Origin of the sequence: Microcoleus sp. MON1_C1 (assembly GCF_036701945.1) — a bacterium.
Lineage (GTDB): Bacteria > Cyanobacteriota > Cyanobacteriia > Cyanobacteriales > Microcoleaceae > Microcoleus.
This window is the reverse complement of sequence record NZ_JAUBRO010000005.1, coordinates 100841-121581: the sequence shown is the minus strand read 5'-3', so window position 1 is coordinate 121581 and position 20741 is coordinate 100841. Positions and strand designations below refer to the sequence as shown.

The 20741-nt window shown below is 44.9% G+C and carries 14 protein-coding genes; 6 read left to right on the top strand and 8 right to left on the bottom strand.

Annotated features, from left to right (window positions below; genetic code table 11):
• Positions 1-65 precede the first annotated feature (65 nt).
• Positions 66-509, top strand: a complete 444-nt coding sequence (locus tag QUA62_RS04400) for a tetratricopeptide repeat protein (RefSeq protein WP_333402627.1) — start codon at positions 66-68, stop codon at positions 507-509.
• A gap of 177 nt (positions 510-686) precedes the next feature.
• Positions 687-3494, top strand: coding sequence for a tetratricopeptide repeat protein (locus QUA62_RS04395; protein WP_333402625.1), 2808 nt, complete (start codon positions 687-689; stop codon positions 3492-3494).
• Between the two features lie 53 nt (positions 3495-3547).
• On the opposite strand, the gene QUA62_RS04390 is transcribed toward QUA62_RS04395, so the two are convergent.
• Positions 3548-4063, bottom strand: a complete 516-nt coding sequence (locus tag QUA62_RS04390; RefSeq protein WP_333402623.1) for an isoprenylcysteine carboxylmethyltransferase family protein — start codon at positions 4061-4063, stop codon at positions 3548-3550.
• A 159-nt stretch (positions 4064-4222) separates the two neighbouring features.
• Positions 4223-5167 (bottom strand): aldo/keto reductase, encoded by a 945-nt coding sequence (locus QUA62_RS04385; RefSeq protein ID WP_333402696.1) that lies wholly within the window; start codon positions 5165-5167, stop codon positions 4223-4225.
• 142 nt (positions 5168-5309) lie between these two features.
• Here QUA62_RS04385 and QUA62_RS04380 point away from each other — a divergent pair, with 142 nt between their 5' ends.
• The 3 genes from QUA62_RS04380 to QUA62_RS04370 all read left to right on the top strand — a co-directional run bounded on the left by QUA62_RS04380 (position 5310) and on the right by QUA62_RS04370 (position 7889).
• Positions 5310-6743, top strand: a complete 1434-nt coding sequence (locus tag QUA62_RS04380; RefSeq protein ID WP_333402621.1) for a BCD family MFS transporter — start codon at positions 5310-5312, stop codon at positions 6741-6743.
• Between the two features lie 79 nt (positions 6744-6822).
• Positions 6823-7653, top strand: coding sequence for an inositol monophosphatase family protein (locus QUA62_RS04375; protein WP_333402619.1), 831 nt, complete (start codon positions 6823-6825; stop codon positions 7651-7653).
• Between the two features lie 65 nt (positions 7654-7718).
• Entirely contained in the window at positions 7719-7889 is a 171-nt protein-coding gene (locus QUA62_RS04370; RefSeq protein ID WP_333289790.1) for a hypothetical protein, read from the top strand.
• Between the two features lie 454 nt (positions 7890-8343).
• On the opposite strand, the gene QUA62_RS04365 is transcribed toward QUA62_RS04370, so the two are convergent.
• From QUA62_RS04365 to QUA62_RS04340, 6 genes are all read right to left on the bottom strand, one after another.
• The gene (locus QUA62_RS04365; RefSeq protein ID WP_333402617.1) at positions 8344-8925 is read right to left on the bottom strand and encodes an NAD(P)H-dependent oxidoreductase; all 582 of its coding nucleotides are present in this window, start codon (positions 8923-8925) and stop codon (positions 8344-8346) included.
• 333 nt (positions 8926-9258) lie between these two features.
• A complete protein-coding gene (locus QUA62_RS04360) occupies positions 9259-9906 on the bottom strand; it encodes a retron system putative HNH endonuclease (protein ID WP_333402615.1) in 648 nt (215 codons plus the stop codon).
• Complete coding sequence (locus QUA62_RS04355; RefSeq protein ID WP_333402613.1) at positions 9903-11162, bottom strand: AAA family ATPase; 1260 nt, start codon at positions 11160-11162, stop codon at positions 9903-9905. Before QUA62_RS04355 ends, QUA62_RS04360 begins: the two co-directional genes overlap by 4 nt.
• A 52-nt stretch (positions 11163-11214) precedes the next feature.
• Positions 11215-12090, bottom strand: a complete 876-nt coding sequence (locus QUA62_RS04350; RefSeq protein WP_333402611.1) for a ChaN family lipoprotein — start codon at positions 12088-12090, stop codon at positions 11215-11217.
• A gap of 549 nt (positions 12091-12639) precedes the next feature.
• Positions 12640-13002, bottom strand: a complete 363-nt coding sequence (locus tag QUA62_RS04345; protein WP_333402609.1) for a cupin domain-containing protein — start codon at positions 13000-13002, stop codon at positions 12640-12642.
• Between the two features lie 736 nt (positions 13003-13738).
• The gene (locus QUA62_RS04340; protein WP_333402607.1) at positions 13739-16570 is read right to left on the bottom strand and encodes an endonuclease/exonuclease/phosphatase family protein; all 2832 of its coding nucleotides are present in this window, start codon (positions 16568-16570) and stop codon (positions 13739-13741) included.
• Positions 16571-17576: 1006 nt separating this feature from the next.
• Between QUA62_RS04340 and QUA62_RS04335 the strand changes: the two genes are divergently transcribed.
• Complete coding sequence (locus tag QUA62_RS04335) at positions 17577-20666, top strand: esterase-like activity of phytase family protein (RefSeq protein WP_333402605.1); 3090 nt, start codon at positions 17577-17579, stop codon at positions 20664-20666.
• Positions 20667-20741: the final 75 nt, after the last annotated feature.

Below are 20741 nucleotides of genomic sequence, written 5' to 3'. Positions count from 1 at the left end.
TTTTTCCGGAAAACAGTTTTTTATAGTGCAGATTTTAAATAGTAAAGTAAGAGGCAAGAACGAAAATGAATTCGGAAACATCTACCAATCAAATAGCATTTAACTTGCTACAAAAAGCGCACAATAAATTTGAAGCCAACAAATATGCAACTGCATTGCAGTATTGCCAAGCTGCATTAGCTATCTATCAAGAAATAGGCGATCGGGCAGGAGTTGCATATACTCTAACCAATATTGGCAATATATATAGGAAGCAAGCTGTATATTCTTACGAAGAAGCTCTATCAACTTTTAGCGAAAACAGTATTCAGATTAGTGAGGAAATAGCACAAATCATTAGCTCTCCTTTAGAAACTCAACTAGATTGGTATGGTTCCAATAATGGGAATACTGAGTTACTAGGAGTCACAAACCCAGATGAATATTGGGGTGATGATAGATATTGGGGTGATAATAGACCATCAAAGAGCGATCATCCTGTCGGGACAAATGGTGACGATCAACATTAATTAAAAATCAACAATAGCTATAGAACTAACCCAACTTTTGGAACAATAAATCTGACATAAGTTACAGTCCCTTTATTTTTAGCAGATGGCGAAGGAACTATCTTTAGTCTGAACTCCCCCTCATGGGGTGAAGTTCAGTTTAGTTTTAGTAATACAAATTATTTCTAAAAGTCTTCTATGCTTTCCAGAGACTTCTATTTCAAGGTATTAACAGTAAGTTTGAGCTTTTTGTTGAACGAACAAGCCTTAAACTTTCGCCAACCTCAAAAATTGCTTGGAACTGCGTTTGCAGCACCAGTTTCAACACTTCCCAACCATCAAATTGAAGTAGCATTGCTCTTCCAGAGAGGCATCCAAAAGTTTCATAACAATCAATATAAAGAAGCATTGGAGATCTATCAGCAAGTATTGGCTATTCGTCAAGAGTTTGGCGATCGCAAAGGTATTGCAGAAACCAGCCGTTCAATAGGAGAGGTTTATACTTCTCTTGGCCAATATTCACTAGCTCTCCAGTTTTTTGAGCAATCTGTAGCTATTTGCCAGGAACTCGCTGATAAAGTATGTATGGGAAAAACTATTTATGAAATGGGAAAAGTATATTCTTACAAGGGAGAGAATTCTAAAGCGTTAGAATTTTTCCAATGTAGTTTTGCAATTTATCAGGAAATTAATGACAGAGTTGGAGTAGCGAGAACTCTCAACAGTATTGGTATAACTTACAAAAATCTAAGCCAATATTCTCAAGCTATTAAATTTTATCAACAAAGTCTTGCTATTAGTCAGAAAGTTGATGACAAACCAGGCATGGCACGGGCTTTGAATAATCTTGGAATAGTTTATACTGACTTGGGTGAGAATTTGCAGGCGTTAGATTTCCATCAGCAATCTCTGGCTGTTAGTAGACAACTTAACGATCGATCTGCTGAAGGATACAGTCTTCATAATATTGGGTGGGCTTACGAACAGCTAGGAGAGTATTCAAAAGCTTTGGAATTTTATCAACAAGCATTAGTTATTCGTAGAAAACTCGGCGAACGTAGCAGTATAGCCCGTACTTTAAGCCAAATAGGGTCTATTTATCAAAATCTGGCGCAATATTCTCAAGCTTTAGAAGTGCTTAAACAAGCATTATCAATTTTTCAAAAATTAGGAGAGAAGCCTTGGGCAGGAGGAACATTCTATCGAATTGGCAGGGTTCATAAAAGTTTAAATCAATTTGAAAAAGCATTAGATTCTTACCAAAAAGCTTTAGCAATCATTAGGGAAATTGGCGACCGCCGAATTGAAGGTCTTATTCTTAGTAACATCGGTGAAGTATTAGAGAAAGAAAATCAACCTGAGATGGCGATCGTCTTTTATAAATCATCCGTTAATGTTACTGAATCAATTCGTCAAGAATTGCACTCACTCCCTATTTCCCAACAGCGCTCTTATACAACAACAGTCGCCGATACCTATCGCCATCTCGCCGATCTATTACTGCAACAAGACCGAGTTTTAGAAGCACAACAAGTCCTCGATTTACTCAAAATTCAAGAAATAGAAGATTATCTCCATTCCGTTCGGGGAAACGAACAAACAGCACAAGGCATTCCCTTAACTCCTCAAGAACAGCAAATCCGAGATAGGCACAATGAAATTTTAAATAGAGAGATTCAACTAGGCAGAAAGCTTGCTGAATTAGAAAAAATTACTCAAGCTAATCGCACATCCGAGCAACAACAAGAAATCGCCAATCTCAGACAAATGCAACAGCAAATGCGCGGCACATTCAACGAATTTATTAATTCTCCTGAAATTGTTGCTATTGTCCAACAACTCAGCCCTAATGCTAAAGTACAAACTGTGAATCTAGCTCAACTTACTAACATCCGAGCCAACATATTGCAGGGGTTAGAAAAAAAGGCAGTATTGATTCAGCCTTTAATTTTAGAAGACCGTTTAGAATTAGTAATAACAACTGCTGATGCTCCCCCATTCCGGCGTACAGTAACAGTTAAAAAGCAAGAACTCAATCAAGCAATTCTGGAATTTCGCATGGCTTTGGAAGATCCAAAATCCGATGCCACAATCCCAGCCAAGAAACTTTACGATCGACTAATCAAACCCCTCGAACACGATCTGAATGAAGCACAAACTAAAAGCATTATTTATGCTCCTGACGGACAGTTGCGCTACATTCCCCTTGCAGCTTTATATGATGGGAAACAATGGTTGGGGCAGCGGTTTGCCATTAATAACATTACTGCTACGAGCCTTACAAAATTCACTGGAGAAACTGCTGCTAAACCTCACATTTTAGCTGGTGCTTTTGCTACGGGTCGTTATAATTTTGAACGGGGGTCTACTCGATTTGCTTTTTCGGGTTTGCAATTTGCGGGGCAAGAAGTGGAAAATTTAGCCGCGATGATGCCAGGAACTACAAAATTAATAGACCGGGAATTCAATCGTGCAACAATGATCCCCCGCTTACCAGATTATACAATTATACACTTGGCAACTCATGCTATGTTTGTTACGGGAAAACCCGAAGATTCGTTTATTTTGCTTGGTAATGGGGATACAATTACCATGCCCGATATTCAAACTTTAAATCTACTGAATGTAGACTTGGTAGTATTGAGTGCTTGCCAGACGGGAATAGGTGGCCAACTAGGTAATGGAGAAGAAATTTTAGGTTTTGGCTACCAGATACAGGAAACAGGGGCAAAAGCGGCGATCGCATCTTTATGGAGAGTAGATGATGGCGGCACTCAAGCGTTGATGACAGCTTTTTATACGGCGTTGCTGTCGGGAAATAAGAAGGCAGAAGCTTTGCAAAAAGCACAAATTGCCTTAATTACAGGTGATGATTCAGTGTTCGGTCGATCGGCCAATTTATCAATTTTAGCTCAAACTCGCAGCGGTTTGAAACCGTCAGTGGCCAGTCGTTTGCATCATCCATACTACTGGGCACCGTTTATTCTAATTGGTAATGGTCTTTAAACAGTTGACTGTTGACTGTTGACTGTTGACTGCGAGGTTTTTAGATCGAGCTTTTAATAGATTCCGGGAATTAGTTTTTTGACTTTGTGGCGGTACTCTGAATAGTCTGGATATTTTTTGGTTAACCAGGTTTCTTCTCGGTTGGCTTTGATCTCGAAAAGTATTATTAATAGTGCGCTGGCTATTAAGTGGGATATGCTCATTTGAAAAAGTGTCCAGCCGAGGGCTGCTAAAATTAAGCCGCTGTATAATGGATGTCGCACTATTCCGTAAATGCCTGTTTGGACTAATTCTCCGTTTTCTATGGGATACGGTAAAGGGGTGAGGTTTTTTCCTAAGTCTATCAATGCTTTGATGATGAAAATTAATCCGGTTAAGCCGAGAAGACTGGCTATAAACCAGATAATATAAAGTAAGTGGGTTGATTGAATTTTTAATCCGGGCAGTTGATAAACTGGTAAGATTACAAATCCTGTGAGCAATCCTCCTTGAAGCAAAACTAAATATTCGCCGCGGCTGTTATTGCGCCAGCCTTCGCGTGTGAAACCCCAATCAGTTAATATTTTCATACTAAGACAAAGGAAGAAGGAAGAATGAAGAATGAAGAGGGAAGAGGGAAGAGGGAAATGAACTGTAGGTTGGGTAGAACTTGGGTTTCATTCTACGGGTCCAACCTACAGGATATTTACACTCAACATTCAACAGTGAACTGTGAACAATTAACAAATTTATTCTAGCCAGGGACGAGTCATTAGTTCTAGTTGGTTGACTTCATCTTGGCTTAAAGTCCAGCCTAATGCGCCGGCGTTTTCTTGGGCTTGTTTTGCGGTTTTGGCGCCGGGAATGGGGATGACTCCGTTTTGGCATATCAACCAGTTTAGGGCAACTTGGGCAGGCGTGCGATCGCGCTTTCTGCCCATTTTTCGCAGGGTAGACATGACTAATTCGATTTTTTCGATGCCGCTTTTACTGAAGCGCGAGTCCATTTTGCGGGCTCCTGTAGGTTGTTCTTGGGCTGTGTATTTGCCGGTAAGCAATCCTTGGGCTAAGGGGCTGTACGCTAAAATTGTGACTCCCAATTCGCGGGCTGCACTCACAATTCCTTGTTTTTCTACTTGCCGCGACAGCAAGGAGTAACGGACTTGATTTGTTGCTAGGGGAACGCCTCTTGCTGCTAGTATTTTGTGGGCTTGCCGCATCTGTTCTACTGAATAGTTGCTGACTCCTACTGCTTGAATTCTGCCTTGTTTTACTTCATCCGCTAAGGCGTTCATCAGGGTTTCTTGACTCAGTAAAAAAGTGAATGGCCAGTGCACTTGGTAGAGGGCTATTTGTTCTACTTGCAAGCGTTTTAAGCTGGCACTCAAAGCGTCGGAAACTGATTTTCCTGTAATCCGCCAAGGTACGGGGCCGAATTTGGTGGCTATTTGCACGGGTTGGGTGGTTTTTTTGAGAAACTGCCCCAGTAATTCTTCTGACAAGCCGTTACCGTAGACTTCGGCTGTGTCAAAAAAGTTGACTCCGCTGTCTAGGGATGTTTTGAATGCTGCTTCGACTTCGACGGCGCCGTAGTTGCTGCCGTAGTTCCAAAATAGTTTGTCGCCCCAAGCCCAAGTTCCGACGCACAGGGGAATGACGGCTGGGCCATTTTGTCCTAGGGTAATGGTTGTCACGGTTGGTAAATCCACAATTCTTTATTGTCTATTATTTTTCTATAAATAGTCGCGATCGAGCTTCTAGCCGGGGGAGGAAACACGGCTGGTGGCGAGTATGTCAGTTACTATAAATGCTGATGCTGTGTTTATTTGAATAGCTATGTCGATCGACCGTTTGCCAGATTCAAGATTAACAGATTCCGCGACTCCTGCCATCAAAAGAGTTTCCCTCCTGACTATGTTCCGGTTGGGTTTGTTTCAGATGGGATTGGGCATGATGTCGATTTTGACGCTGGGGGTGCTCAATCGCATCATGATTAAGGAGTTGGCGATTCCGGCTACTGTGGTGGCTGGTACGCTGGCCATGCACCAGTTTGTCGCGCCGGCTAGGGTGTGGTTCGGGCAAATGTCTGATGCTAGGCCTTTGTTTGGCCATCACCGCACAGGTTATGTGTGGGTAGGAAGCGTTTTGTTTGTGATTTCTGCTTTTTTGGCGGTACAGGTGATGTGGCGCTTGGGCAGCAGTTTGGAGGCTGTGGGTTGGACGACTCCTACTTACGGTTGGGTGGGTTTGTTGGGTTTGATTTTTGCGCTTTACGGTATTGCTATTTGTTCGAGTTCGACTCCTTTTGCTGCTTTGTTGGTGGATGTTTCCGATGAGGAGGATCGATCGAAGTTGGTGGGTGTGGTGTGGTCGATGCTGATGGTTGGTATTATTATCGGGGCGATTATTAGCAGCGGTTTGCTGAAGCAAATTGATGGGGATGTGCCACGGGAAGTGTTGCAGGCTTCGATTAATGGTTTGTTTGTGAAGGTGCCGGCGCTTGTTTTGCTGTTGGTGGGGATTGCGACTTTTGGCGTTGAGAAAAAGTATTCGCGGTACAAAGTGCGATCGTCCGCCGTGAATCGAGAAGATAAAATTACTCTCGGAAGTGCGCTGCGGATTTTGACTGCTAGTCGCCAAACCGGTTTATTTTTTACTTTCCTGCTGGTTATGACAATTTGCTTGTTTATGCAGGATGCGGTTTTGGAACCTTACGGCGGGGAAATTTTTAAGATGGCGATTTCGGAAACTACTCGGTTGAATGCTATTTACGGTACTGGTACTCTGATCGGTTTGGCTACAACTGGTTTTTTTATTGTACCGCGCCTCGGCAAGCAAAATACGATTAGGTTGGGCTGTTTGTCGGTGGCGGCTTGTTTTGGTTTAATTATTTTATCGGGATTTACAGGAAATCCAATTGTGTTTAAGTCGGCTTTAATGTTGTTTGGTTTAGCTTCGGGAATTACGACGACGGGTGCGCTGAGTTTGATGTTGGATTTGACTGCTGCAGAAACTGCTGGCACTTTTATTGGCGCTTGGGGTTTGTCGCAGGCAATGGCGCGGGGGGTGGCGACGGTTAGCGGCGGTGCTATTTTGGATTTTGGCAGGAGTTTGTTTGGGGTGCCGATGCTGGCCTATGGGTTGGTGTTTGCGGTGCCGGCGGTGGGTATGATTCTGGCTGTTTGGCTGTTGGGTAGGGTGGATGTTGAGGAGTTTCAGGATAATGCTAAAAGTGCGATCGCCACTATTCTTGAAAATGACTTAGACTGATGTTTTGTCAGTTGCCAGTTGGCAGTTGGCAGTTGTCAGTTAATAGTTCCAATAACTAATAACCAATAACTAATAACTCATGAAACATTTTTGGGATTCTATTTTAAGTTTTGCACGGGTTACTGTCGATGGAGTGGGGCAGCAGTTGTTGCAAGATTTCGGTTCTGCACAAGCGGATGAGAAGGATGATGGGAGTTTGGTTACGCAGTCGGACAATTGGGCGGATGCAGAAATTAGAAGTGCGATCGCATCTGCTTTCCCCACTCACGGGATTTTAAGTGAGGAAGGAGAACAGGTTTTCCCCGATACTGAATGGTGCTGGATTGTCGATCCTTTGGATGGTACAACTAATTTTGCTAGGGGAATTCCGATTTGGGGTATTTCTTTGGGTTTGTTGTATCGCGGAACTCCGGTTTTTGGCTGCGTGCATTTGCCGCCAATTAATCAGTCTTTTCACGGTTTTTTTGCACCTGAGTTGGCGGGCGGCGTGTTTGACAATATGCCTCAAGGTGCGTTTTTAAACGGGCAGCCAATTCGGCCGAGTGCTGATAAAATGAGCGGAAATCATTTTTTTAATTTGTGTTCGCGGAGTGTGGGAATCGCGCCTCATCTTCCGAGTAAAGTTCGGATGTTGGGTATGGCTAGTTACAATTTTTTGACGGTGGCTTCGGGTGCGGTGTTGGGAGGGGTGGAAGCGACGCCGAAAATTTGGGATATTGCCGGGAGTTGGGTAATTGTGAAGGCTGCTGGTGCGGTTTGGTTGCCGCTGGAATCCCAGGGTATTTTTCCGCTGGAAGTGGGGAAGAATTACGGGAGGATTTCTTATCCGACTTTGGTGATGAACCGGCAGGAGTTGGTGTCGGTGTTTTTGCCGTTTGTGGAGGCTTGGAAGAAGAAAAAAATGGGGTGATTTGTGCGAAGGGAAGCTATGCCGTAGGAAATCGAACAATTATTAAATAAAACGGCAGGGCAGGCGTGACGGAGGAGTCTCCCACGCCTGCCGTGCTGTTTGGAAGAAATATACCGACCGATGACCGATGGTTCAAGTATGCCTACTCTCGTCTATTTCTGCCAATCTGCGATCGGGTGGTTTTGTTTTACGTCGATCGGGTGATGCGGTTTCGTACAATTTGTGGTAAGTTTTGAACTCGCTATTATATCTGAGAAATAAAATTATACCCGTTTTCAAGTAGAGGCACAAGGGTAAATTGATTTACTGCGGTGTTGGAAAAAGTAGATGAGTGGTATATGGGCTAGGTCGAAGAGTTAGCCTGTGGGAAGATACAAGAATAAACTTTGGAAGAAACTCAAAAAATTATGCGGTTTGCGATCGAACTAATCTCGATAGCACAATTTCAGGGATTCACCAGACGGATGATTTTCTAAGTGCAATTCTCAAGCGCGACTACTCGTTTTACCAGGTGCTGAGTCGGGATATCCGGTGAATGTCATGTTAATTTGGGGTTGAGTATAACAGGCAATCAACTACGATCGTAGCAATTTTGCAAGGCGATCGCACTTGATGCAGCCAGCACAATAACAGATGCTGGGATTGGGACACAACATTGCTGTGTCCCTACTGCAAAATGAATTTAGTGCTTCAGGCGATTAATTTCGACAGCACATTAGACAACTTAGCACCGAGATTCTCAACAGCGTCCTGCTGTTTGGGATCTTTCATCGTACCGTCAGCATTAAATGCTTCAAAAGCTTGGGGAATTGCTTTCTGATCCGGGAGCACCAATACGTTAATATTCCCCAGGATCGATCGCAAATGCACTAATCCCCGCAAACCGCCCATTCCCCCTGGGGAAGCACTCATAATTACCGCTACTTTGCCAGTAAATGCCACCAATCCCGGTTCACCCGGTGCTGGGCGCGATACCCAATCGATCGCATTTTTCAACACAGGCGTAATTGAACTGTTATATTCAGGGGAAGCTATCAAAAACCCGTCATGCGCTACCATCAATTCCTTCAATTTGCGGGCATTTTCTGGCATTCCCTCTTTTGCTTCTAAATCTTCGTCAAATAGCGGCATCGGCAAATCGCGCAAATCTACATAAGTAACTTCTGCACCCGCCGCCGTAGCCCCAGCCGCCGCAACTTTTACCAGCAGTTTGTTGTAGGATGCTTCGCGGGTACTTCCGGCAAATGCAAGTATTTTTGGTGTATTGTTCACGGTATTTCCTGATATTTTGACAAGATAATCTTGACATTTCCAAGATAAATTTTAGCAAAGGAAGGGGCTGGCTGTTTCTTTCCTTAAGATATATTAATTAAATAAATTGTCACCAATAAAAAACCTGGCAGGCCTGACTGAGGAGTCTCCCACACCGGGCGCGCAGTTTGTAGTAAATATAACCGACCGAAGACCGATATGTAAAGTGTGCCTTGGTGCATCGAGTTTCTGCAATCTGCGGGCGATTTGATTTTGTGCGATCGGGTGATGCGGTGGAGTCAAGTTTATATTAAGTCCGATGGTCGATCGCGCAATCTTTGGGTAACATTAAACTTAAGAAACACCAAAATAATTTTTTAGAAAATACAAAACAGCATTACAAAAAGGCTGGTATCGCCCTTCTCCATTCATTTGTTGACAATCTTGAGCTAATAATTCAGCCTCTTCCTGTGTCATGATTCCTTGCAATGCTTCAAGTGCTTGAATTCGTCCCTTCATTAAGTCAGGATGATTGAGTCCCAAAACTTCAATGGTTGTTTGAGCATCTTTTGGATCATCTAAATTATTTGCTGGCAGTATCTCACCAGTGCTAGAGTAATCAAAAAATTCTTCACAGTTAGCTTGTAGTGGCGAAACCCCGATCGCAAGATCCGCCTTCTTATGACCACAATACTCTGGCCAACGATAGTCTGGCTTATATGTATCTCGGCCACAAGAAGCTAGCATATTTGTGTACTCAACAGATAATTCTGCATCAGTCTTGCTCTGAGGGTCTAGATGTTCAATATGGCTATTGCTTTGCTCAACTCTCATACAGCAGTAGCAGCAAATATAGCCTTGTTCGCTTAGCAAAGAATTGTGTACCTCTGCTTTCTCAGGGTTGCGAAGACTATTGAAATCATAGTTGACATCGATAGACTTCTGTTTAGCCTTCCATTTGGAAAAATTTTCAGGTTCTTTCCCCTTTTGAATATATTTCATTTATTGAGAATTTCCTTGCGTCGAATTAGCCAATCTGCTCTCACAAATTCAGGATCTTCTTCTCCCATTTTCTCTGCTAATTTTTGGCGAAATTGCCGTGCATTTCCGAGTTCGCCCTTGTCTATCAAGCCAAACAATTTACGTAAATCTTCCTTAATTTGCTGCGGACGTTCTGGAGTTTCCATAAGCGTTTCTAGAATCCGATTGCTATCTTTCCCAAAGGATGGTACTCGATCGATCGCAATTCCTTCAGATGTTGACCTCAAAAGATGAACCCATTTGAGATCGCTGATTACCTGTGGCGAATGAGTCGTAATTATAAACTGGCATTTTGGGAATGTTTTTTTCAGATTCGGAATAATCGCCCGTTGCCATTTTGGGTGCAAGTGGAGCTCAATCACGTCAATCAAAACAACGCCGGAACCCTCAAGCGGCTTGCACTCTGGATTCGGATTTGCGATCGCCAAGCGCCTTGCTAAATCTCCTGCTAGTGCTAACAAGTATTTTTCACCATCGGATAGTTGATTGACGATCAGTTCCTTGCCTTCTTTGTTTACAACAGTCATTCGCAAAGGCGATCGCCTAACCCGTAAATTTGACCAGCCGTCTAGTAAGTTAGCGATCGCATATCTGACTGCTTCTAGTTGGTGATCGCGATACTCATTAGTATTATTTAGTCGTAATTCGTTTTCTAAATCTTCCCGATCTCTAAACCATTCAAAAAAGCGCCTAAAATCGATCTGTCCTCCCGTGAGAACCTCGTCATAAGCAGTTATCGGCTCAGACGAATGTTTCGTCTTAATCTCCAAAGGAATATCAAGTACGGCACGGTTAGTTGGGTAGTAAACAGCCAGAGGCAATGCTGCGGAAGAAGGAGCATCTAACTGACGGTGTATGCGAGCGACAACTTTTTTTAAGTCCCCAAGGTTGCTGCTAGTATCCTTGCTTGGCTCTTTCCTGACCTTGGTTAAAGACCATACCACTTCCGGCCAGTCATTGATTGAAATTGTAATTTCGTTGTGAGTTTCTTTGCATCCGTTTTTGATATCATCTTCGTTGAAAGAACGTCCAGGACTATTGGGAGTTTGAATTCGCTGTGTCAGCCAGGAGAGAAGAATAGCCAAACACTCAAGTATGCTGGACTTCCCCACACCGTTGATACCGATGAACACAGTCGGCTCATCTGTTGTATCAAAATCCAGGGTCAAATCGCTGATGCCTCGGAATGAGTTCATTTTTAGACGCTTAACTTTCACGATTTGGTTCTCCCTCTGGCTGAGTGGGTTATATTTTTGAGATTATATCAAATCAATGCTTCCAAACAAAGTCAGCAATGGGTCTATCTGCCGACAAAGGAAGATTTTCACTGGAATTAAATAAGACCGATCGCACTTTTACACTCCCGACTCCCAAACGCCTCTCGACTCGACTGGGAATGCCGTAACCGTAAATAATGTGTCCTTTCCCCACCAACACGACAACTTGATAGTCGGGGTTTGCTTTGACAAATTCAGCTATTTTTTCCGCCATAGTTTCGTCCCACAAAACTTGGGCTTGCAAGAATCTTTCAAAACCCGTACTATTTCCCTGTGCTGCCTTTTGGTGTTGCTGGAAAACTTCTAGCAGCAGTTGCCGATATTCGGCGTTGTCGGTGCGAATTTCGGATATTGGGGGAATGTGCTTTTTTTCCTCTGCTGTGAGGCTTTCTAAACCTTGAGACGCAACTTTTCTCGTTACTTCGGATGGTGTATTTAAGGCGAGGACAGGTAGTTGATTTTCTTTGGCAAACCGCAAAATGGGGGCGTAAGATTCCCAGGGAAAACGCCATCTGCGATCGTACTCTGTTTGCTCGACTAATTGCTGTTCAGTCAGTTTACCTGCTAAGTAGTTGTCGATCGCGCTTTGAAAGGGACGCTGAAACATTTCCATCGCGATCGCAATTTTCCGATTTTGCCGCTGCATCTCTCGGATAATCGCCAGTTGAGCTTGATGGTCTTCCGCGCTATCGTGGGTTTCTCCCAGATACACGACTTTTGCCTTTACCAACTGTTGCAGAATCTCTTGGTTAGTGTAAGTTTGCCCAGGTTGAGGGTTCGCCGTCGTTTGCGCTGTTACTGCACTGCTGCACAGCAGGAATATGCCGATCGATAAGGCGCACAGTTTGATGAGTTTGGTTGTTTTCATACAAATATTATGCCGTTTCTCGCAGCAGCAAGCACAGCCGAACTCTACTATTTTAGCTGAGCAGCTAGAAAGCTCAATGCTTAATTTAACTTCATAATTATCCGTGGTTACTTCTAAGAATGTAAAGTTTAGTTGCAGGTACTTGCGCTTCTAGAAGAAGGTGCTAAATTAATAATATGAAGCGAACAAAAAGCTTCTCTGACAGATACAACCTCTAGATACCACAGCGAAGTTCACAATAGAATCTAAGGAGTAAAACCGCTGTTTAATCTCACATCTGTCTCATCAAAAACCAATAGCAGCACCCACCAACAAAGCTGATATTTCCTCAACTAATTAGAGGGGAGCAATGCAACTGAATCCGAGGATTATTGCAACTCCACATCGAAGTTTAAAAAAGAGGAATTCACTCGGTACATATGGCTGGGTGCTGTTGTTGTTAAAAGAGATTTTCGGTTTGTGATGTTTTTTTCAGTAGAGGCAGAGCTTCTAGATAGGCGTTACCGGGCAGAGCCGGGTAACGAGCATAAAAGGAGAAACACTAGAAAATTACTGGAAAATTGTCTCGTCTTCCTTCCGCCACGCGGGATCGACGATAAAAATAAATATTAGGGGCTCCGTGCCACAGTTGTAAATAAACTGCTTGGCGTTTGGCGGAATGTAAACTGCATCTCCGGCTTCCACAAATTGATTTTCGTCGTCGATGTGCATTTCTCCAACGCCGCTGAGGATGTAATAAACTTCAGAAGTTGTCAGGGAGTGCAGCGCAGAAGTTTGTCCCGGTGGCAAAGCGGCGTGGGCTAAACTGTAACGCAAATCCACAGCTTGTTTGTCTGGATGCAGTAATTCTCGCAGTTGAGTACCGTCGCCAGCAATAAACTCGTCGCAGGCATTTAGCTTTTGAATTAGCATTCTTTCCCATCTCCTGAAAATCTCTTTACCACAACATCAGTTTAATTGAAAAGACATCTGGAAAAATCCCCCAATTGTTGGATTGAAACGTTTGTAGCTGTTTGACCGCAGGTGTCAAACAGCCACAAACGGAACAGGCGATCGGGCGAGAGAAGATTAATTAATAGAAACAAGCCTATTTAATCAACCCTTTTAATTCATTTTTTTTATTTAATTGCACTTTAACGAAGCAAAACTATCGCACCTATTGGGAGTTAGACATTTTAATATCCCTAAACGGGTTGAGACTTAAATAAATTTCAAGCCCAAACTTGGTATGTGTGTGGCAAATACGTCACCATTATTTTGCACGCAACGGACAAATCTATAAGATATGGCTGTTCTCAAAGCATGGGGGCATGGCGTCGGGCGTGGTTTTTTTTCAGGAGTGTAGCTTGACGTAAAAAGCACTATCCTCTATAAATTATAAGCTATCTATTCTTATTTCATTGTTTAAGTCCCGTTAGCTGTAGTAGGAGCAGTAGCACTTGGAGCTGCTTGCTGTAGACGTGACCCAGTGGATTTGAGCTACTGAAAACTCCATTCCTAAACCTTATAGATGTCTAGAAAGGGAGTTTATCAGAGGAGTATTATGCCTTGGAGCTGGTTGAGCAATCGTTTGGATGATTTCCTACTGTAGAAATGCTAATACAAAGCACTTATGCTTACTTTTCTAAGATTGCTCAACCAAACACCCCTAAAACACAAAGTTGTTCAGAGCGCTCAGATCGGCAGCCAGAACGTTTTCGACAGTAATGTAATTTTTGAATTTGTTGTCATCACTAAAGCGATCTTGATTGATCTGGAGGACAACTTTGCCACCTCTTTGAACCAACTGCACATAACCATCCGCGATCGCGTTTGTGCCGTTATAGCCGCCAGGAACCAAGCTATCGAGCAACTGGGTGATACCAATTTTATCAGTGCCAGTGATAAAGTCCTCAATCCGGTCTCCCGAATCTTCAATGTTGGTGTAGACAAAGCGATCGCTACCACCGCCACCCGTAAGCTTATCCCCACCTTCACCACCAGTAATGACTTCATTCAAAGCGGTGCCCGTAAACGAATCATTTTTTTGTGTCCCTACATACTGAGGAAGGGTGAAGCGAGCCACACTGGGGTCGTGGTCACTATCCTGATCCGCAAACTCAGAGTTGATATGAACAACATCAAACTCATCTAAATTATTAAACAGCGTATTGCTCGCCAAGATGTGATCCAAAACCTGCGCGTTGCCTTGGAAGTTGTAGGTGTACTGCTCATTTGCCGGTAGGGTTTCGATCAGGTTGTTTAAGATTGGTGTACCCACACCACCCGGTGTCCCTTTGAGGATGTTCAGGGGTTCAGAGAACGGAAAGTCATTCAAGTCACCCAAAACAATCACATTTGCCGTAGAGTCGGCGGCGAGGATGCTATCTACAAAGTTGTTAACAATCTGCGCTTGCTGGCGGCGTTGGACTTCACTCGTGAGGACTGGGGGCTGGTTTGGTCCAAAGAGGGGCTGATCGCCACCCTTGGAATTGAAGTGGTTTCCAATCACGAAGAGCTTGTGACCGTTGAACAGAAACTCCCCGACCAAAGGCTTACGGCTATTTGCGAAGGCGTCACCATCCGAGAGATCGGTGTCAACGATCCGACCCGGACTGAAGGAAAGCTGCGGGTCGCCACCAACATTATTTACAGTGGTTTGCGTTGTGGCTGTCCCACCCGGACGATCTACATACGTGACCCGTTCTGGCTTAAATAGAAAACCGACGCGGATATTCCCCCCCGGTTCACCGCCATCCTGGTCATCAGTTGGATTAATCTGACGGAACTCATAAGTCGGGCCGCCTGCCGCCTTAATCGCTGCGATCAAGGTGTTGTAAGTGATGGCAGCATCAACAACGCTATCGTTAGTCGGACCGTTATTGTCTTGAATCTCCTCTAGGGTAATGATGTCCGGTGATTGCAGGTTCGTAACGATGCGTTGAGCCAAGGCATTGAACTGGGTAGCCCCATCACCAGGGTCTAAGTTCTCCACATTAAAGGTAGCGACCGTCAGCTTGTCATCAACTGGGTTTAGGGTAGTGACTTCCTTCTCTAATGGACTAGGACTATCAACAGTGATGGGGGAAGTTGCCAGCACTTCGTAGTTGTTGAAGTTGTAGCCGATCACCCCGGTCACTGTGTCGAGTTGGGCTCCGACATCTACCAAGGGAGACGAAGAGCCAGGACGAATCAGATCATCATCAATCTGAATGCGTTCTGGGTTAAAGTCATTAGGGCTGATCAGGCTACCCCCACGAGCTGTCCGCCCGGTGGCATCTGCGCCATTGTCATCAAGTACCCAAATCTCCCCAAAATTGTTTGTCGGACTAACTGCTACAGGATTGTTGACCTGTACTAGCATTCCTTCGAGGCTTTCATAGTAATCAATGCCTTCAGTAGCAGGCTCAAAATCACCGCCTGTTTCCACGTTGCCAGGGTTAGCCGTAGAGAAGTCGTTGTTGATGACTAATGTGGGAGGATTGACGCTTATAGGGGTAATCGTGGTTGTGGGCGCAGTTGTCCAGGGGGTAACGCTTAGAGCTTGAGTCGAGGTGTTACTAATCTGGGTAGTCGTGAGGTTATTCGCTCCAGGACGAAACTCACTCACAGTACCCGTGACGAGAACAGCACTACCGAGGCTGACACTGTTGAGAATGGCTGAGCCTGCGGAGCTTGTGCCTGTGAAGACAAAAATCCCCTCAGATGTTGCCGCGTCGGCATCGGGTGTAGGATCTTGGAGGTAGAATCCGTTAGAAGCTTTGGCGGTAACGATTCCGGCAACATTGAAGACACCGACTCGATCCGTTGCAGAGGTAAGAAGGGGGGAGATGTGATCGGTTCCTTGAATGTCACGGATGCGGGTCAGTGGCACATCGTTATCTGCAATGGTCACTGTCGCCGCGCTCGAACCACCGAGGTCATAGTCGCTGGTATCGACTAGGTTGAGCGTGACGGTTTCATTGCCTTCGACTGCACTATCGTCTACGGGTGCGATCGCCAAATCGACAAAGGATTGCCCCGCGTCAATGGTGGCAATCCCAGTCAAATTCGGCGTATAGTCCGTGCCGTTGGTCGCCTGACCCGTACCAGTGGCGACGGTGTAGTTAACGCTCAGGGCCGCACTCGTGTCACCTGTGCGCGTAATTCTAAACGTCCCTGGCTCTTGCCCTGCCTCTGCTGCGTTTGCGTCTGTTGCCTGAAGTGTGACTGTTGTTGTGGGTTCGCCACCACCAGGAGTACCTGTGATGCTGATGTCATCAACCCCGATCCACTCATCATTCCCAGCAGCGTTAGTTGTGATGATCCGGAGTTGAACTTGAGATTGATTCTGTGCTCCTGCTGGCAAGGTGACATTAACTGGTGTGACTTCGGTTGCTAAACTTGGACCAGTGCTGGCGTCTGCAACGTAGCCAGCAGGGATATTAATAAAATTGCCGGATGTCCCGACGCGGTATTGCAAAGCGACTGGTTGAACAGCGTTATCGATAGAACCATCCACATCGCGGAGATTGAAGGAGACGTTGATGTTCGTAACGCCGACAGTGTTGAGGTAAATCAGCAAAAAAGGGGCATCTGCTGTACCGGAACCAGTAAGGGCAACAACGGGGTTCGCGATCTCAAATTCAGCAACACCACCTGTGTTAAAGGTGTTGGGATTGGTCTGATTCGCGTTGACATCAATGGGCGATGTACCGTCGGCAACAATGGTTTGTGGATCTGTTCCCGTTGCGCCTGTTAGTTCATCTCCGCGAAAACCATCAATACTTGGGATACCGGACCAGTCATCATTAACCGTGATGAGACTTTTGTTTGACCAATCCTGTGTTAGCGAACCGATAAGAAGGTCGTGATATGTGGGTGCCATTGGTTGGTAAAACCTGTTTTGATTACTGTGGAATTTTGTTGAGTTGGTGGGCGACGATCGCACAGGAAAACGCTATCTTCACTTTAAGGATGCCTGGACGGCGATCGCTTATCCTCAAGATGTTTTAGGTTTCAAACCAGGGGACTGATTTGCCCTGAGAATGTCCGATTCACGACGAATCTAACCTGACTAAACAGTCAGGCTAAAGACGATGCAGCACGAACGACTTCTTTAGATAAAGACTTTTGGCTAAGGTGATAGCCAGTAGCAGAGTACCCTTAGTGTCTGATTTAAAAATACCTTGTTACCCTCGCTACAAATTTGAGTCGTGAACCCAGCTAGATTGTTTCTAAGTAGCTAGAAACAGTGAACCCTCGAATACTCTACACAATCTTTGTAAAGGAAAGGTTAATTTAAATTTAAGTCTAGGAGTTTGTGGTAAATGGGCATTATCAGGTGTCCCAAATTGGAAGTAAAGACATAAAAATCACATTCATCTATGCTGTCGGGTTCGATCGACTCAATGAAGGAAAGTGCGCCAGTTTTTAACAAATAAATAATCAGTCTTTAATCCTAGCGTGAGACTATACTCGCAAAGCCAAAAATATTTGACTTCAGCGGTATAGAGGAGTGACTTAACGTGGCAGCAATTAACGGCACATCAGGGAATGACACATTAAGCGGGACGATCGCAGCGGACTTAATTTCAGGGTTGGGGGGCGATGACGCCATCTCCTCTGGGGAAGGAAACGATCGGCTTTTTGGCAATTCAGGCAATGACTTTTTATTGGGCGATTCGGGAAATGACGCACTCTACGGCGGTCGAAACCGCGATACCCTTCAAGGTGGCGAAGGAGACGATTTTCTCTCCGGCGAGCTCGATCGCGATATTTTGACTGGCGGTGGCGGTAAAGATATTTTCGCGATCGGGCGGATAGGAACACGCACTACTGGCGGTTCCCAACTAGAAAATGCTGACCTCATCACCGATTTTGTTAAAGGTCAAGACTTAATCAGTCTCAGCGGCATCTCCCCGGCAAATATCGAAATTTCTCAAGGTACGGGTAATTTCAGCAACAGTATTGTGATCCGAGATACAGGAACTAACGAATTTCTAGCGATTTTGGAGGGAGTCAACTCCTTCGATGCAGGAGATTTCACTGTGGCCCAAAACCCAGTTCCGGGAGTTCGCTTTTCTAGCTTCAACGCTTCTTTGAATCGCAGTAGTGCCGGTCGGTTAATTACAGACCTTTCAACTCCCAACAACCAGCAAGCAAAGAATGTCGCTGAAACAATTCAGCGCGTAAATCCAGATGTTTTGTTAATTAACGAATTTGACTACGACAGCAGCAGCACAGCCCTAAATTTGTTTCAGCAAAACTATCTGTCTGTCAGTCAAAATGGCGCAACTCCTGTTAATTATCCCTTTCGCTATACTGCGCCTTCTAACACTGGCATTGCTTCAGGTTTAGATTTAGACAACAACGGTTCCTCTGTCACACAAATTGGCGCAAACGGATACGGCAACGACGCTTTCGGATTTGGGGATTTTCCCGGACAATACGGAATGGCTGTGTACTCAAAATATCCCATTGATACTGCCAATATTCGCACCTTCCAAAACTTCCTTTGGAAAGATATGCCGGGAGCATTATTGCCGGATGACTCGTCTACCCCCGCAGCAAATGACTATTACTCGCCTGCTGAATTAAACGCATTTCGCCTTTCGTCCAAGAGTCACTGGGACGTACCAATTAATATCAACGGCGAGATTGTTCACGCCTTAGTCAGTCATCCGACCCCGCCTGTATTTGACGGCCCTGAAGACAGGAACGGCAGGCGAAATCATGATGAAATTCGCTTTTGGGCAGATTACGTTACTCCCGGCAAAGGTAGTTATATTTACGACGATCGCCGCACTGTTGGCGGACTTGCCCCCAATGCTAGTTTCGTAATTATGGGCGACCAAAATGCCGATCCTGTTGATGGGGATAGTTTTAACAATGCGATTTTGCAGTTGCTAAATAACTCGCGAGTAAATACAGGAGTCACTAGCGCAATTCCTGCAAGTTTAGGCGGAATTCAACAAGTAGCAGACGGCGGTAATAATGTCAACCAAAAAGGCAATCCGGCTTTTGATACGGCGGATTTTGGAGATGCGGGAACGGCTTCGGGAAATCTGCGAGTTGATTATGTTTTGCCGTCTGCTGACTTGCCAATTAATGATGCTGCGGTATTTTGGCCTTTGACGACAGATCCGCTGTACAGATTAGTGGGCGATCGCCAAAATGCGGAAAATACTCCTACTTCTGACCACAGTTTAGTTTGGGCAGATATTGCTGTTGGCGATCGCTCTCCCAGCACCAGTGTCAGAAATATCAACTTCATCGGACAAGCTACTTATCCAACAGGTTCCGTCACTGTAGAAGGAACTCAAGTCGGCGGACTTTCTGGCATTGATTACGACCAAATTAACAACCGCTATTACAGTATTTCTGACGATCGTTCGGACAGAAATTCGGCCCGATTCTATACTCTCAATATCGATTTAAGTTCTGGTTCGCTGTCTAGTTCCGGGATTAATTTCTCTGGGGTGACAACTCTGCTCAACCAAAACAATCAACCTTTTGCTACTAATACTCTCGACCCGGAAGGCATCGGTTTAACGAGTAACGGCACTGTGTTTGTGTCCTCAGAAGGCGAAGTCAGTAACTTGGCTGGTAGACTTCAGAGTCCATTTGTCAACGAGTTTGCTTTAGGGACAGGTAGCCAGTTGAGACAATTACCCGTGCCCTCAAAGTTTGTACCAGTTATAGGCCCAGCAGATGCACCAACAGCGGGAGTTCGCAACAATTTAGCTTTTGAAAACCTGACAATTACTCCTGATGGGAAATTCTTGTTTACAGCAACGGAGAATGCTTTAGTGCAAGATGGGCCGATCGCAACAACTAATACCGGTTCGCGATCGCGCATTCTCAAATACAATTTAACCACAGGACAGCCGGAACAAGAATTTCTGTATGTAACTGACCCAGTGGCAGTTCCAGCAGTTCCAGAGACAGCTTTTAGTACCAACGGTTTAGTGGAACTGTTAGCCTTAGATAATCGCGGCACTTTCTTAGCACTAGAACGCTCTTTTTCAGCAGGCGCACCTGGCACGGGAAATACCATCAACCTCTACGAAGTACGGCTCAACGGAGCCAGCGATATCAGCGGCATTAATTCGCTGAATGCTATTAACATTAATACTGTCCGACCCGTTGAGAAACGTTTGCTGATCAATTTTGACAGCCTGGGTTTGCCGACAGGTTTGGATAATGTTGAAGGGATGACTTTGGGGCCAGTGTTGCCGAACGGACAGCAATCTTTAGTGCTAGTGAGCGACAATAATTTTAGCGCTACCCAGTTTACTCAAATATTGGCTTTTGGGTTGGCTTTGGATAATGAAACTCCCAGGCGATCGCAGTCGCTAGATGATATTCTGACTGATGGTGGTGCGATCTCTGCGGTGTCGAGAGATAACATGAGTGTCGAAACTCGCGACAGCAGTGCTTTCATAACAGACTTAGGGACTGTTTCTGAGTTGATGGGGTTCGATACCAAGCAGAATTATGCGATCGGCTCCACAGCAATAAATCTCCCTGGAGTCAGCGCAGTTAGCCAACTTAGTAGTCAAATAGGGGCTGATTCTTTATCTCTGCCTTCTGCCTTCGGAATGGGGCCTTTTTAGTCTCCGTCGAACTCAGGTCTTGTTTAAAAGAGCACATCCTGTTTATGTAGAGGCAATTCATCAGACCTCGCCGAA